Below are 14,647 nucleotides of genomic sequence, written 5' to 3'. Positions count from 1 at the left end.
GGGCTTCGGCAAAGGACTGCGGAACGGCAACTCGATCGATCGGACCGAACTACATGACGAATCACCCACCGCGAGAAGTCGCCCCCGAATCCGTCGACGATTTGGTGGCGCGGATACGGCGCGGATCCATCGGAGAGGGCGAGGTCCTGTACGGCCCGTACGGTTGTCGGCGGATTGTGTACGCCGATTTCACCGCGTCGGCCCGCTCGTTGGACTTCATCGAAGACTTCATTCGCACGCGGGTGTTGCCGACGTACGCCAACACGCACACCGAGAGTTCCGGTACCGGACTGCAGACGTCCCTGCTGCGCGAAGACGCACGCGCCATTATTCGCAATTCGGTTGGCGGTGGCGACGACGATCTGGTGATCTTCTGCGGGTGCGGGGTCACGGGCGCGATCAACAAACTCGTGAACATTCTCGAACTGCGTCAGCCGATGGCCGAACCGATCCCGCCCGAGAATCGACCGGTGGTGTTCGTTGGACCCTATGAGCACCATTCGAACGAGTTGCCGTGGCGGGAGTCCATCGCCGACGTTGTGGTTATAGGAGAGGATGCGGACGGGCACGTGGATCTGGCGGATTTGGCCAGATCCCTCGACCGGTATGCGGCCAGGCCGTTGCGGATCGGGTCTTTCTCTGCTGCCTCGAACGTGACCGGCTTACTGACCGATGTGGATGCGATCGCTGCTCTGTTGCACGCGCACAACGCGTTGTCTTTCTGGGATTACGCGGCCGCTGGGCCGTACACGCCGGTGCGCGTGTCCGAAAGCGGGCCCGGCCGGGGTGACCACAAGGACGCGATATTTCTGTCGCCGCACAAATTCATCGGAGGCCCGCAGACTCCGGGTGTGCTGGTGGTCCGGCGTGAACTCGTTCGTAACGCGATACCGACGGTCCCCGGCGGCGGCACAGTCGCTTTCGTGGGACCGAACAGCCACCGGTACCTCGACGATCCTGTCGCTCGGGAAGAGGGCGGGACTCCGGCGATCGTCGAATCTATCCGAGCCGGGCTGGTCTTTGCGCTGAAGGACGCCGTCGGTACCGACCGAATCCAGGCCAACGAGGAGCGACTCTGGCAACACGCTCTTCGTCGCTGGTCGGACAATCCTGGCATCGAGATCCTCGGCAACCACGATGCGCCCCGTCTGTCGATCGTGTCGTTTCGCATCCGTGTCGCCGACAAGTATCTGCACCACAACTATGTCGTCGCTCTACTCAACGACCTCTTCGGGATCCAGGCGCGGGGTGGCTGCTCGTGCGCCGGCCCGTACGGACACCGGCTGCTCGCGATCGATTCCACGCACTCCGACGCGTTCAGGCACGAAATCGAAGTCGGCTGCGACGGCATCAAACCGGGGTGGGCGCGGGTGAACTTCAACTACTTCATTTCCGATACGGTCCGCGACTACATCATCGATGCTGTCGATCTCATTGCGCGACAGGGTCACCGTCTCTTGGAGGACTACAGATTCGAACCCCACACCGGGCTGTGGCGGCACCGTGCCGGCACCTCTCGACGGTTGCTTCGGCTGATCGATCTCCAATGGGGCGCAGAGCCGTTGGTGGACACATCCCCGCACCTCACCTTGGGGGAGGACGTACTCGGCACCCACCTCTGCGATGCGGCCGCGATCATGGCATGTCGCGAGGATCTCATTAAGTCCGGAAAGACCGGGCTGACAGAGGATTTCGAAGCACTGCGCTGGTTTCACCTGCCACCCCGGTGCGTCGCCACCACTTGACAACCACAGCTCGTCGCGAAGGGAACAAGAAATGACATACGGAAAAGCGGTCCGCGAAGAGCTACGCACACCCGCCCGCGAACTGCGACGGGCGATCCCCGACGTCTATCGTGGCTACGCGGAACTGCACGGCGCCACTTTGCGCGCAGGTGCATTGGACGTGAAGACGAAGGAACTGATCGCTTTTGCAATAGCTGTCGGCAAACAATGCGACGGCTGCATTGCCGCTCACGCGCAGGGCGCGGTCAATGCGGGAGCAACGCTGCAGGAGGCAGCCGAAGCCATCGGAGTGGCGATCCTGATGAACGGTGGTCCCGGCACGGTCTACGGCCCACGTGCCTATGCCGCGTTCGGTGAGTTTCATACTGCAGCAGGTGGATCGACTCCGACGGTGACGCACGACAGTCGCTAGAGAGACGAAGCGAGCGCAACTCGACGTTGCCTAGCTGCGATGCGGAGCCGTACGTCCACTCGATCGGCGAAAGCAGCGAGCCAAGCTTCGGAACCTAGCGCGCCCCTGCGGTGCGCTTTGCCGGGCGGGCGAGAGCAGTGAGGGCGGGGATGCCGACAGGCTCTTCGGGCAACATCGGAATGACCGCATAGCGCCGAGAGTGGGTGGTGACATCACGGATATGTTCGAGTTCGGTCGCGGCGCGACGTCGAAGCAAAGGCGCGGTCGGGTTGGCGGCAGCGAGGGAATTGTCGACGACCCAAGCCCAGGTCTGGATACCGGCGCGTTCGAGGTCGGCTTGTAGCTCGGCTGCTTCGAGAACCGGGGTGGTTTCGGCGAGTGTGACCAGCAGGACCTTGGTTTGCGTCGGGTCCTGAAGCCGCATCAGCGGGGTGATGAACCGAACACCAGGCACCATCTGACGGGTGATGTCGCGGTGGTAGGAACCTGTGGCATCGAGCAGCAGCAGCGTATGTCCCGTGGGAGCGGTGTCCACAACGACGTATTTGTGCCGCGATTGAGCGATGACGTGTGAAAAGGCTTGAAAGACAGCGATCTCGTCGGTGCAGGGTGAGCGAAGATCTTCCGCGAGCGCTGCGCGGCCGGCTTCGTCGAGCGTTGCGCCTTTCACTGTCATGACACGGTCGCGGTAGGCCCGGCTCGCTCGAGCCGGGTCGATCCGTGAGACCTGAAGGTGATCGACGGTGCCGTCGAGTGTTTCGGTGAGGTTCGCGGCGGGATCCGTAGTCGTCAGGTGCACGTCGTGGCCACGCTCTGCCAATGCCACCGCGACTGCTGCCGCGACGGTGGTCTTTCCCACCCCACCCTTACCCATACACATGATCAGGCAATGACCGTCTCGGACGATGTCGTCGATCAACGCTGCGAGCGGGGCGTCGGCGATGGCTGGCACGGTCGGTACAGCGGACGCCATTCCGCCGGAGGGTGGTGCCGTTTCGAACAGCGTGGTTAGGGCTTCGACGCCGATGAGGTTGGTGGCCTTGAGTTCGATCAGGTCCAGCGGCAGGGACCTAAGCGCACTCGGCAGGTGATCGAGTGCCGCTCGTTCGCGGCGGTGCACTGCTGCAGCCAAGGTGTCGACGGTTCCGGTGCTGACTGGCAACACACCGTTGACGACGACGTACTGAGTCGTCATTCCGATACTCGCGAGTTCGGCACGGGTGCGATCTATCTCGCTGAGCGCCGAGCGCGCTGGGCGTGCAACGAGAACCAGTCGGGTGCGGTTCGGATCGGCCAGAGCACGCACCGCCGCGGAATAGAGGTCCTTGTGTTTGTCCAGCCCGGACAACGGGCCGAGGCAGGAAGCGTCACCGCCTGCGGTGAGGAATTCGCTCCAGCTTCCGGGCAGCTGCAACAACCGGATGGTATGACCGGTTGGAGCGGTGTCGAACAGCACGTGGTCGAACGTGGCAGTAGCGGTGTCGTCGGCCAGCAGCGTGGTGAACTCGTTGAACGATGCGATCTCGGTCGTGCACGAGCCGGACAGCTGTTCGGTCATCGAGGAGATCTCATTTGCTTCCAACACATCTCGCAACGGTCCGAGAATGCGTTCGCGGTAACTTTCCACCGCTTGTTCGGGATCGATTTCCAGAGCGAACAGACCATCGATGTGAGGTATAGCGGTGCGGTTGTTGCCGATGCTCAATCCGAACACCTGCCCGATGTTCGATGCTGGATCGGTCGAAACCAGCAGGACACGTCGACCAACGCGCGCCAGGGCGACAGCTGCCGCGCAGGCAATGGATGTCTTGCCAACCCCGCCCTTGCCGGTGAAGAACAGAAACCGTGGCGGGTCCTTAAGAAATTTCGGGAGGGGCTTCGTTGTCATTGCATCAACGGGCGGAATCACGTTGTTCATTACAACGCTGGACGGTGAGAATCTCCAGGGCAGAAGGTCCCCCATCGGTAGGTCGATTGCGACTGCTCGAGCTTGGCGCATAGATGTACCTTCAGTGCAGAAGGCAACACTTCGCGGCGTCGGCGATGCCGATGGGAAACCACCGCGATATCGCGACCGAGTGTGAGAGCGCAGCCTGGTTTTAATGAGCCCGCGGCTCACCTGCGACGGAGTGGACTGAGGTCAATGTGCACGACTTCGCGTTGATCGCGGGGATCCTGGCTATCGCGGCCGCGGCCGGTCTATTGGCCACCAAGCTTCGTCAGCCGATGATCGTCGCGTTCATCGGCGTCGGCGTCTTGGTCGGGCCCACCGGTACCGGATGGGTGATCGCCGACAGCACGATCGATTTGCTCGCTCGCATGGGCATCGCGATATTGCTCTTCCTGGTCGGCTTGCGGCTCGACATGCACTTGATCCGCGCCACTGGGCCTGTGGCACTTGTCGCAGGTCTCGGGCAGGTCCTGTTCACCGCGACGACTGGGTACGCCCTCGCTGTCGGCTTCGACATGCACGTCACCGATGCCCTGTATGTTGCTCTGGCGCTGACCTTTTCGTCCACCATCATCATCGTCAAACTGCTCTCCGACACCAGGGAACTCGAACAGACACACGGGCGGATCGCGGTCGGGCTCCTGATCGTCCAGGACATCGTCGTGGTGATAGTGATGATCGCAATCAACGCGTTCGGTCAGCGCACCGACGCCACTGTGACGGTGAGCATCGTGCTCGTAATTGCCAAGGGCCTTGGGCTACTAACCGGTATCGCAGTCATGATGAAGTTCGTACTGCCGTGGCTGCTGCATCAGGTAGCGCGCTCGCAGGAGCTTCTTGTGCTGTTCGGCGTCGCCTATGCGGTCTCGGTTTCCGCTGTGACCGAGACCCTCGGATTCAGTTCGGAGGTGGGGGCATTCCTTGCGGGGGTGTCGCTTGCAACCACCCCGTACCGTGATGCTCTCGGGGCGCGTCTCGTCAGCCTGCGTGACTTTCTGCTGCTGTTCTTCTTCCTCGATCTGGGGGCCGGTCTGAAGTTTGCGGATGTGGCCGGTCACATTCCCGAGGCGGTGGTCTTCTCGGTGTTCGTGCTTGTCGGCAAGCCGCTGATAGTAATGGTGATCATGGCTGCGATGCGGTATCCGGTCCGCATCGGCTTCGCGACAGGTCTGCCACTCGCTCAAATTTCCGAGTTCTCCCTCATTCTGGCGGCGTTGGGGCTGAGTCTCGGGCACATCACCGACGCCACGGTCAGCCTGATCACGGTGATCGGCTTGGTCACGATCGGCGGCTCGACCTACCTGATCCTGCACTCCCACCAGATCTATCACCGTTTCGAGCGTTGGCTGCGGGTGTTGGAATGGACGGGAGGTCTGCGCGTCGAGCCGGCCGACACCCATCGCGACGTGTACGCCATTTTGTACGGTCTCGGGCGGTTCGGTGCACACGTCGCCGATCAATTCAGTGCGGCGGGCCACCAGGTTCTGGCGGTGGACTTCGATCCGCATCGGCTAGCGACGAACGATCGCGAGGGGGTCGAGACTGTGTTCGGCAGCGCCGAGGACTTGCACTTTCTGGAGTCACTTCCACTGAAGCGCGCCGAGTTCGTCGTCAGTACGATTCCGCTCATAGACGTGAACCTGAGTCTGCTGCACGGTCTTCGTCATCATGGATACGACGGCCATGTCGTTGTGACCGCACACAATCCGCACGATGCAGCGCAACTTCGAGCCGCCGGGGCAGAGTTCATTTTGGAGCCGTTCTCGATTGCGGCGGAGGCGGCGTTGGACATGTTCACGCGATTGCCACGTGACGGCAAGCGCGTCGGCGAGGACGACGATCAGCAGCCGAATTCGTCGCCAAGATGAGGCGTCGAGTGCGTTCTGCCGCAATGCTTCAGATGGTGTGCTGGTCTTCGGATCGATGGAGAGGAACGGCCGCCCGCAGTCGCGGGTGTGTGCAGGCCAGTGCCCAGGCGCCGGGTGCCCACTTTTTCCCGTCACCTCTCCGGTGAACGGAGCAGACGAGTGTGCGCTCCGTCATCCAGTCACATCGGGAACTATCGTCCGCATCGTCGTCGACCGGCGTAGCGACCAGATAAATATCGCCGAACGGCGAATCCGCGGCAGGCAGCCGGGTGCAGAGTCGTTCGGCCGCAAGGGTCGGATCTGTGCCCGTTGTCGGCCGGATCGACAGGCCGTCGAGGTGTGTCGGGCCGCTTACCACGGCTCGCACTCGCCACTTCGAAATCACTTGACCACCCTCGAATCTCCGCACTGCTTTGTGTTCGTTCAACAATTGCCGACGACCGGCGCGACGGGCAGAGGCGAAAGACCTCGGCTGCACTGACTTGCGACGCTGCAGTCCTGCGCGACATTGGATGCGACGACGTGAGCTGGAGCCGAAGGGCACTCCGGGTCGGACCTTCGGCCCACGCCCGATGACGCTTCGGACTCTGCAACCCGGGGCCCGCATGCGGCAGAGTTCGAGAGGACACCGATGTCTCGTCGGTAGGCGAGAAGGAGGCGTGATGACGACAACCGAGGCTCGACTCCTCGACGGGACCCGCGTCGAGATGCGCGAACTGGGACCGGGGGACAGCACTGCGATACTCGACCTCTACGCATCGTTGGATCAGTACGACAGCTACTTGCGATTCTTCGCACCGCCGCCGAAGAAGTTGGGCCCGGTTGCGACGTCCGTCGCCAGGTCTGACGACGAACACTTCGGCATCGGCGCGTATGTGGACAACCGGTTGGTCGGCGTAGCGAATTTCGTTGTCCGAGAGGACCTCACGACTGCCGATATCGCCATCGTGGTCGAGCACAAAGAGCAGATGCTCGGTGTCGGCACGTCGTTGCTCCGCAGATTGCAGCAGGAAGCGTCCCGCCGCCACATCAGTCGCTTCGTGGCTGATGTCCTGGTTGAGAACGCAAGGATGCTGCGGGTGATTCAAGACCTCGGTTGGCGCTGCAAACGCACACGAGCTTACGGCGTCGTGCACCTCGAGATCGACATCGATGGTGGTTTCGAGAATGAGTGAACTGTATGCCGAGCTGCACGAAACCCACACCGGAATCGTTCTATTGGTCGGCGACCGTGCGCTCAAAGCCAAGAAACCCTGTCGCATGCCATTTCTCGACTTCAGTTCGGTCGAACTGCGAGAGCAGGCGTGCGCACGTGAGCTCGACTTGAATCGACGCTTGGCTGCCGATGTCTATCTCGGTCTCGGACATCTATCCGATCCTTTGGGTGGTCCGAGCGAACCGATAGTCGTCATGCGTCGGATGTCGGAGAAGACCAGGCTTTCGACCATGATTGCGTGCGGTGAAGACGTCGAACCTGCGCTCACGGATCTCAGTGCCAGGATCGCTGCATTCCATGCGACGGCGGTCAGGAGTTCCGAGATAGACAGGCAGGGAACGGTGCCTTTCGTCCAAAGGCGTTGGGAGGCCAACCTTCTGGAGATCGCGGCTCTGGCCGATGTACCCGCACGCCATTTGCTGCCGACGATCGAGCGTCTGGCAACGGCCTATCTTGCGGGACGTGAGAGTTTGTTCGCCGCCCGGATCGCCGAGTCTCGGGTCGTCGACGGTCACGGCGATCTGATCTGCGAGGACGTCTTCTGCCTCCCGGACGGACCCCGAGCACTCGATTGTCTAGATTTCGACGACGCGCTGCGGTTCGTCGACGGTATCGACGACGTCTGCTTTCTGGCAATGGATCTGGAGTTTCGAGGGCGTCCAGACCTGGCCACGGCATTTCTGAGCGCCTATCTCGCCGCAGCAGGCGACGCGGTTCCACCGTCGCTGATCGGGCACTACGTTGCCTATCGCGCTTTGGTGCGCGCGAAGGTCGAGTGTATTCGTGGTGCGCAAGGAGATATTCGGTCGATCGAGGCCGCCGAAGCGCACCTCGAGCTCGCAGTCGCACACCTGAAGCGATCCTGTGTCCGCCTGTGCCTCGTGGGTGGGCTACCGGGTACCGGAAAGTCGACGGTGAGCACTGCGCTCGCACAGCGTGTGGGCGCAACGGTCATCTCCAGCGACAAAGTGCGGAAAGAGCTCGTGGCAGCTGGCGTCATCGACGGCGAGCCTGGAACGTTCGAGCAGGGTCTGTATTCGCCGGAAGCCGTTGCCCTGGTGTACAAGTCGATCTTGGCACGCGCACGCGAAAAACTGGAGAATGGCGTATCGGTCATTATCGACGCGTCGTGGACGGATCCGGAGCGCGTCGCCGAGGCTGCGGCACTTGCACTGGCGACCGATGCCGTTCACATCGTCATGCACTGCACGGCGCCTGTTCGGATCGCAGCAGCACGGATATCCCAGCGCCGGGGTGGAGATTCCGACGCAACGGTTGCGGTGGCCAGCGCGATGGCCGAACGGGCGAGCACGGACCTGCACGGTCTGCTCACAGTCGATACCTCAGGCTCGGTCGAGGCGTCCGTCGACACCGCAGCGGGAGGGTGGAACTCCATCTGAACGGGATGCGATCCGATGCGAACCCGCCTTCAGCCCTCACCGTCGAGCTTGGAGGCGAAGACTGCCGCTTGCGTACGACGCTCCATGCCCAACTTGGCCAGCAGTCGTGAAACATAGTTCTTCACAGTCTTCTCGGCCAAGAACATGCGCGCCGCGATCTGGCGGTTGGTCAGTCCTTCGCCGAGCAGCGAGAGCAGCGTTCGCTCCTGATCGGTCAGCCCGGCGAGTGGACCCGGCTCGTCTGTCTTGGCACGCAACTTGGCCATCAGCGTTGCTGCGGCCCGATTGTCCAGCAACGACTTTCCGGCACCGACATCTTTCACCGCCTTCGCGAGTTCCATCCCGCGGATGTCCTTCACGACGTAGCCGCTGGCGCCGGCGAGTATTGCGTCGAGCATCGCCTGCTCGTCGGTGAAGGAGGTGAGCATGAGGCACCGCAGATCCGGGAGCTGCGACAACAATTCGCGGCACAGTTCTACCCCGTTGCCGTCAGGTAACTGCAGATCGAGAACAGCGACATCTGGGCGAAGCGCCGGGATTCGGGCGAGGGCCTGCGACACGGTACCGGCCTCGCCGATCACCGTGAGCTCCGGATCGTCTTCCAGAAGGTTCGCAAGGCCACGACGGACAACTTCATGGTCGTCGACCAGAAAGACCTTGATCATGAGAGTTCCTTTGTTTTTCGGCTCACGCGCACATTCGAGACTACTACTGCGATGTCGAAAAGTTACGCTTCGCGGACACGTCGGATCGGTTGGCATCTGCACCGTAGAGTGCTTCGATTTCAGCCGCGAAGTTCTTTTGGACCACGTTGCGCTTCACCTTCAGCGTGGGGGTGAGTTCACCGGACTCCTCGGTGAAGTCGACTGCGAGAACGCGAAACGTCTTTATTGCCTCCGCGTTCGAGACTCGACTGTTCGCGAGCTGCACTGCGCTCTCGATTTCGGTTGCGAGATCGGTGTCGTCGGTCAGTTCGGCCAAGGACAACGATTCCGGCTTGCCCTTCTCGGCCTTCCAGTGTGGAAATACTTCCGAGTCGATAGTGATCAGAGCACCGACGAACGGGCGCTTGTCGCCAACTACTATTGCCTGGCTGATCAATCGGTGGGCTCGAAGCGAATCTTCCAAACCGGCCGGCGCGACATTCTTGCCTGCTGCGGTGACAATGATGTCCTTCTTACGCCCGGTGACCGTGACATATCCGTCGTCGTCGACTTCGCCGAGATCGCCGGTGCGGAACCAGCCGCCGTCGAACGATTCCGCCGTCGCCGCGTCGTTGTGCCAGTAGCCGCGGAAGACGACGCCGCCGCGGACGAGCAGCTCGCCGTCGTCTGCGACGCGAACCCCGTTGCCCGGCAGCGGCTTACCTACCGTGCCGATCTTCGGTGAACCAGGCACGTTCAAAGTGACTGCGGCTGTCGTTTCGGTCAGACCGTAACCTTCGTATACCGGAATGCCTATTCCGGTATAGAAATGTCCGAGTCGAGCTCCCAGTGGGGCGCCACCGGATATCGCAGCTTGGCAATTGCCACCCAGCGCGGCCCTCAGTTTGGTGTAGACGAGTCGGTCGAACAACCGATGTTTCATCCGGAGCCCGGTGTGCACGCGGCCGTCGGCTTCGCTCCATGCGACGGCAACGTCCGTTGCGGTATCGAAGATCCGGCCTTTGATCGGGCTTGCGTCGTGAGCCTTCTGCCGCGCACCGTTGTACACCTTCTCGAATACCCTGGGCACAGAAAGAATGAAGTCCGGCTCGAACTCTTGGAACAACGTCACGAGATTCTTCGTATCGCTCGTATGACCGATCGCTACCTTCGAGGTAAAAGCCGCAAGACTGACCGCACGTGCGAAGACATGTGCCATAGGAAGAAACAGCAACGAACTTCTACCTGGCTGCATGAGGCCGGCGAAGGTGGTCTCGAGGACCGCGGCGGTTTCGGAGAGCAAATTGGCGTGCGTCAACGCACAGCCTTTGGGCCTACCTGTCGTTCCGGATGTGTAGATCAAAGTCGCTGTGGTCTCAGCACGTAACGTGGCGACACGTTCGCGGATCCGATCGCCGTCCACCTCGCGGCCCAGTGCGGTGAGTTCGGATACCGCGCCGTCGTCGATCTGGAACACCCGGTCGACTCTCGCGGGGCTAGGCACTATGGATTCGAAGATCGCACGGTGTCGAGGTGTCTCGAGGATCAGAATTCGCGCTTCGGAATCCTCCATGATCCATGCGACTTGCTCGGCTGCCGAGGTTTCGTAGATAGGCACCGTGACGCCGCCGGCCGCCCAGATCGAGTAGTCGATCAGCGGCCATTCGTATCTCGTGCTCGACATGAGGGCCACCCGGTCACCTGGCTCGAGACCAGTCGCGATAAGCCCTTTCGCGATTTCTTCGACCTGGGTGGCGAATTCACCCGCGGTCACGTCGATCCAACGTTGCTCGGTGCGTCGTTTGTACACGACGGCTTCGGGATCGTTCGCTCCGTGATCGAAGACGACATCGACCGCCGTTGCGTCGGGGGAAATGGAGAACTTTGCAGGACTGTTGAATTCGCGCATTTGCCATACCTTTTCGGCGATCGTTGCCGGACTTGCCACCGACTAGTCGAAGACTAGAAGGCGGCCCGGGGATCGACCGGAGGAATTGGTCCTCGGTACGAGCGCGAACGTCCCGAACTGCGGCTGGCAAAAGTTGTCGCACGGGGCGACATCCGCCTCTGCTCGGCGACACAGGACACGCGGTGAGATGTGCTTCGAGCGTCCTCGACAGCCGCGGACCTCAACCGTACGAAGGATTCCGTAATGGACATTCCGACCCGAGTTCTCGTCGTTTACGCCACCGAGAACGGTTCGACCGGCGACGTAGCGCACTACATCGCCGACAAGTTACGCACTGGTGGGTTCGATGTCGATGTATTCCGAGCGAGTACGGCGCCCGATCCTGGCAGCTACGAAGCACTCGTTCTCGGAAGTGCCGTTCGTGACGGCGCCTGGCTGCCGGCGGCGCGGAACTATGTCCGCGGCAACAAGGAGGCCATACGGCACATAGACGTGTGGATGTTCAGCGTCGGAACGACCGCGGGTCTGAGGGGACCGCTAGGGCGTCGAGCAAAAGCAGTTGTTCCTCGCGACATCGCCACGTTGTGCGCAGCGGTACTGCCGCACGACTACAGATCGTTCGGCGGACTCGTCGAACGCAGTGCGATGACATTCAAGGAGCGGATCGCGCACCTCGCGGCAGGAGGACGTTACGGGGATCTCAGGGACTGGCTCGCGATCGGTGGCTGGGCCACCGAGATCGCGAATACGGTCCCTCGCTGGCAGCCTTTCGACGTCGTACGACAGCGGCGGTCCGCTGCGGAAGTCGAATGACTTTGGTCCCCACGGGCAGCAACCCATCAGCTCTGTGGCCGGAGGGTGACGCGAGCAAGTGTTGATCCATGGCAAGCGAACCCATGATGACGGCATGGCAAGTCCAGCGTCCTGGCCCGATGCCCACCGGACCTCTCGTTCGAGTGCGTATTCGGCGACCTTCGCCAGCACCGGGCGAGCTGCTGGTTCGGGTGATCGCGTGCGGTGTCTGCAGGACCGACCTCCATGTGAGCGAGGGCGACTTGCCGGTCCACCGCGCCTGCGTCGTGCCAGGCCACGAAGTTGTCGGCGAAGTCTCGCAGGTGGGCGATGATGTGGACACGAGCTTTTCGGTCGGCGATCGCGTGGGAATCGCGTGGTTGCGAGAAACGTGCGGCCACTGTCACTATTGTCGGCGCGACGCCGAAAACCTCTGTCCGAGTTCGCGATACACAGGGTGGGACGCCGACGGTGGGTTCGCCGAGTACACGACCGTGCCGGCAAGTTTTGCCTATCGATTGCCGCGCGGGTATTCCGACCAAGAACTGGCACCGTTGCTCTGCGCGGGCATCATCGGCTATCGATCGTTGGTGCGCTGCGAGTTGCCGCCGCAGGGCCGCCTCGGTATCTACGGGTTCGGGGGAAGCGCACACATCACTGCTCAGCTGGCACTCGCGCTCGGGGCCGAAGTCCATGTGATGACTCGCGATGAAAAGGCGCGCGCTCTCGCGCTCGAACTCGGTGCGGCATCGGTGCAGGGTGCCGCGGACCGCCCGCCGGTGAAACTGAATTCGGCGATTCTGTTCGCCCCGGTCGGCGATCTCGTGCTGCCCGCGCTCGAATCCCTCGATCGCGGCGGGACACTCGCCATAGCGGGAATACACCTGAGTGACGTCCCTGTACTCGACTATCAGCGGCACCTGTTCTACGAGAAGCAAATACGGTCGGTCACCTCGAATACTCGTGAGGACACCGCCCACTTCTTCGAGTTCGTCAACCATCATCACGTTCGCGTCACGACGACGGCCTATCCACTCGCGCATGCGGATCACGCACTGTCCGACTTGGCACGCGATCGAATCGTCGGTGCGGCCGTACTGGTGCCGTGACGCTGTCGACGCGACTCTAGGGCCACTCGGCCCACGAATATGGGGACCTCGACCCTCCCGACGGCCGCGCACCCGTCGATAGGTTTCGCCGTAACCTACGCATTGGAGTGGCAATGGACGCTTTGGATCTCGCGAGGTGGCAGTTCGGTATCACCACCGTCTACCACTTCATTTTCGTCCCTCTGACGATCGGGCTTGCGCCACTGATCGCGATCATGCAGACAGTCTGGGTGATCACCGGCAACGAGCAGTGGTACCGACTGACGAAGTTCTTCGGAAAGCTGTTCCTCATCAACTTCGCGATCGGAGTCGCCACCGGGATCGTGCAGGAGTTCCAGTTCGGGATGAACTGGAGCGAGTACTCGCGGTTCGTCGGCGACGTCTTCGGTGCGCCACTCGCCTTGGAAGGGCTAGTGGCGTTCTTTCTCGAATCGACGTTCCTCGGACTGTGGATCTTCGGTTGGGACAGGCTGCCGAAACTTGTTCACCTGGCCACCATCTGGCTCGTCGCCATCGGCGTCAACGCATCGGCTTTTTTCATCATTGCTGCGAATTCCTTCATGCAACATCCGGTCGGCGCGCGGTACAACCCTGAGCGGGGCCGCGCCGAATTGACCTCGATCTGGGAGCTGTTGACCAACAACACCGCCCTGGCAGCATTTCCACACGTCGTCGCCGGTGCGTTCCTGACCGCTGCCACCTTCGTCGCAGGTGTGGCCGGCTGGTGGATGGTCCGCAACAGTCGCAAGGTCTCGCTGACAACGCCGGATCCGGATGTGGTTGCCGATGCCAGAAAGATGTGGCGTCCGGCCGCGCGTCTCGCGCTGGGAGTGGTGGTTCTCGCCGGTATTGCCCTCGTGATCACGGGGGACAAGCAGGGAAAACTGATGTTCGATCAGCAACCGATGAAGATGGCTTCAGCGGAATCGTTGTGCGACAGCGGCACTGATCCCAAATTCTCGATCCTGACGATCGGCACACACAACAACTGCGACAGCGTCACACATCTGATCGAAGTTCCGGGTGTGTTGTCCTGGCTTGCCGACGGCGAATTCTCCGGTGTGGACTTGAAGGGCGTCAATGACCTTCAGCAAGAATACAGTTCGAAATTCGGGGAGGGCGATTACCGTCCGAACCTGTTCGTGACCTACTGGTCGTTCCGTTTGATGATAGGCCTCGCAATCGGGTCGGCGGCCATGGCCATCGCAGGACTCTGGTTGACGCGAGGCGGCCGCGTGCCGCATCAACGTTGGTTTGCTTGGCTGAGCTTGCTCGCGATTCCTACCCCGTTTCTCGCCAACAGCGCTGGCTGGATCTTCACCGAGATGGGGCGGCAGCCATGGGTTGTTGCACCCAATCCGACGGGCGTCGACCAGATTCGATTGACAGTGGGAGACGCGGTATCGGGTCACTCGTCGTGGACCGTGCTCCTGTCTCTCGTGCTCTTCACGCTGATCTATGCGGTGCTTGCAGTCGTCTGGTTCAACTTGATCAAGCGCTACATAGCCGCCGGCCCCAGCGCCCGCGACGCGCACTCGAAGACCAGCCAGGGCTCCGACAGCGATGCCCCCGAACAACTTTCGTTCGCTTACTAGGAGATG

11 protein-coding genes are annotated in these 14,647 nt (G+C 61.7%); 8 read left to right on the top strand and 3 right to left on the bottom strand.

Annotated elements, in window-relative coordinates; genetic code table 11:
• Positions 1-53: 53 nt before the first annotated feature.
• Together JGU71_RS20610 and JGU71_RS20605 are read left to right on the top strand one after the other, a co-directional pair.
• Entirely contained in the window at positions 54-1,745 is a 1,692-nt protein-coding gene (locus JGU71_RS20610) for an aminotransferase class V-fold PLP-dependent enzyme (protein ID WP_199706177.1), read from the top strand.
• A 31-nt stretch (positions 1,746-1,776) separates the two neighbouring features.
• Positions 1,777-2,157: a carboxymuconolactone decarboxylase family protein gene (locus JGU71_RS20605; RefSeq protein WP_199706176.1), complete on the top strand. Its 381-nt coding sequence runs from the start codon at positions 1,777-1,779 to the stop codon at positions 2,155-2,157.
• Positions 2,158-2,251: 94 nt separating this feature from the next.
• Here the strand turns inward: JGU71_RS20605 and arsA are convergent, their stop codons facing one another.
• Positions 2,252-4,045: an arsenical pump-driving ATPase gene (arsA, locus tag JGU71_RS20600; protein WP_199706175.1), complete on the bottom strand. Its 1,794-nt coding sequence runs from the start codon at positions 4,043-4,045 to the stop codon at positions 2,252-2,254.
• A 257-nt stretch (positions 4,046-4,302) separates the two neighbouring features.
• Between arsA and JGU71_RS20595 the strand changes: the two genes are divergently transcribed.
• The 3 genes from JGU71_RS20595 (at position 4,303) to JGU71_RS20585 (ending at position 8,592) form a co-directional block, all read left to right on the top strand.
• On the top strand, positions 4,303-5,976 hold the full coding sequence (locus tag JGU71_RS20595; protein WP_307829743.1) for a cation:proton antiporter: 1,674 nt from the start codon (positions 4,303-4,305) through the stop codon (positions 5,974-5,976).
• Between the two features lie 662 nt (positions 5,977-6,638).
• Positions 6,639-7,151: a GNAT family N-acetyltransferase gene (locus tag JGU71_RS20590; RefSeq protein WP_199706174.1), complete on the top strand. Its 513-nt coding sequence runs from the start codon at positions 6,639-6,641 to the stop codon at positions 7,149-7,151.
• The gene (locus tag JGU71_RS20585) at positions 7,144-8,592 is read left to right on the top strand and encodes a bifunctional aminoglycoside phosphotransferase/ATP-binding protein (protein WP_233529844.1); all 1,449 of its coding nucleotides are present in this window, start codon (positions 7,144-7,146) and stop codon (positions 8,590-8,592) included. Before JGU71_RS20590 ends, JGU71_RS20585 begins: the two co-directional genes overlap by 8 nt.
• Before the next feature lie 29 nt (positions 8,593-8,621).
• Here the strand turns inward: JGU71_RS20585 and JGU71_RS20580 are convergent, their stop codons facing one another.
• Positions 8,622-9,257, bottom strand: coding sequence for a response regulator (locus JGU71_RS20580; RefSeq protein ID WP_199706172.1), 636 nt, complete (start codon positions 9,255-9,257; stop codon positions 8,622-8,624).
• Between the two features lie 43 nt (positions 9,258-9,300).
• A complete protein-coding gene (locus JGU71_RS20575; RefSeq protein WP_199706171.1) occupies positions 9,301-11,145 on the bottom strand; it encodes an AMP-dependent synthetase/ligase in 1,845 nt (614 codons plus the stop codon).
• Positions 11,146-11,388: 243 nt separating this feature from the next.
• On the opposite strand from JGU71_RS20575, the gene JGU71_RS20570 reads away from it, so the two are divergent.
• From JGU71_RS20570 to JGU71_RS20560, 3 genes are all read left to right on the top strand, one after another.
• Entirely contained in the window at positions 11,389-11,958 is a 570-nt protein-coding gene (locus JGU71_RS20570) for a flavodoxin domain-containing protein (RefSeq protein ID WP_199706170.1), read from the top strand.
• 86 nt (positions 11,959-12,044) lie between these two features.
• Positions 12,045-13,046 (top strand): zinc-binding alcohol dehydrogenase family protein, encoded by a 1,002-nt coding sequence (locus JGU71_RS20565; protein ID WP_199706499.1) that lies wholly within the window; start codon positions 12,045-12,047, stop codon positions 13,044-13,046.
• A 113-nt stretch (positions 13,047-13,159) separates the two neighbouring features.
• Positions 13,160-14,641 (top strand): cytochrome ubiquinol oxidase subunit I, encoded by a 1,482-nt coding sequence (locus tag JGU71_RS20560; protein ID WP_199706169.1) that lies wholly within the window; start codon positions 13,160-13,162, stop codon positions 14,639-14,641.
• Positions 14,642-14,647 lie beyond the last annotated feature (6 nt).

Origin of the sequence: Antrihabitans stalagmiti, from assembly GCF_016482825.1 — a bacterium.
GTDB classification, from domain to species: Bacteria; Actinomycetota; Actinomycetes; order Mycobacteriales; family Mycobacteriaceae; genus Antrihabitans; species Antrihabitans stalagmiti.
Note: the sequence above shows the minus strand (reverse complement) of the source record. Positions and strands in the feature narration are given on the sequence as shown.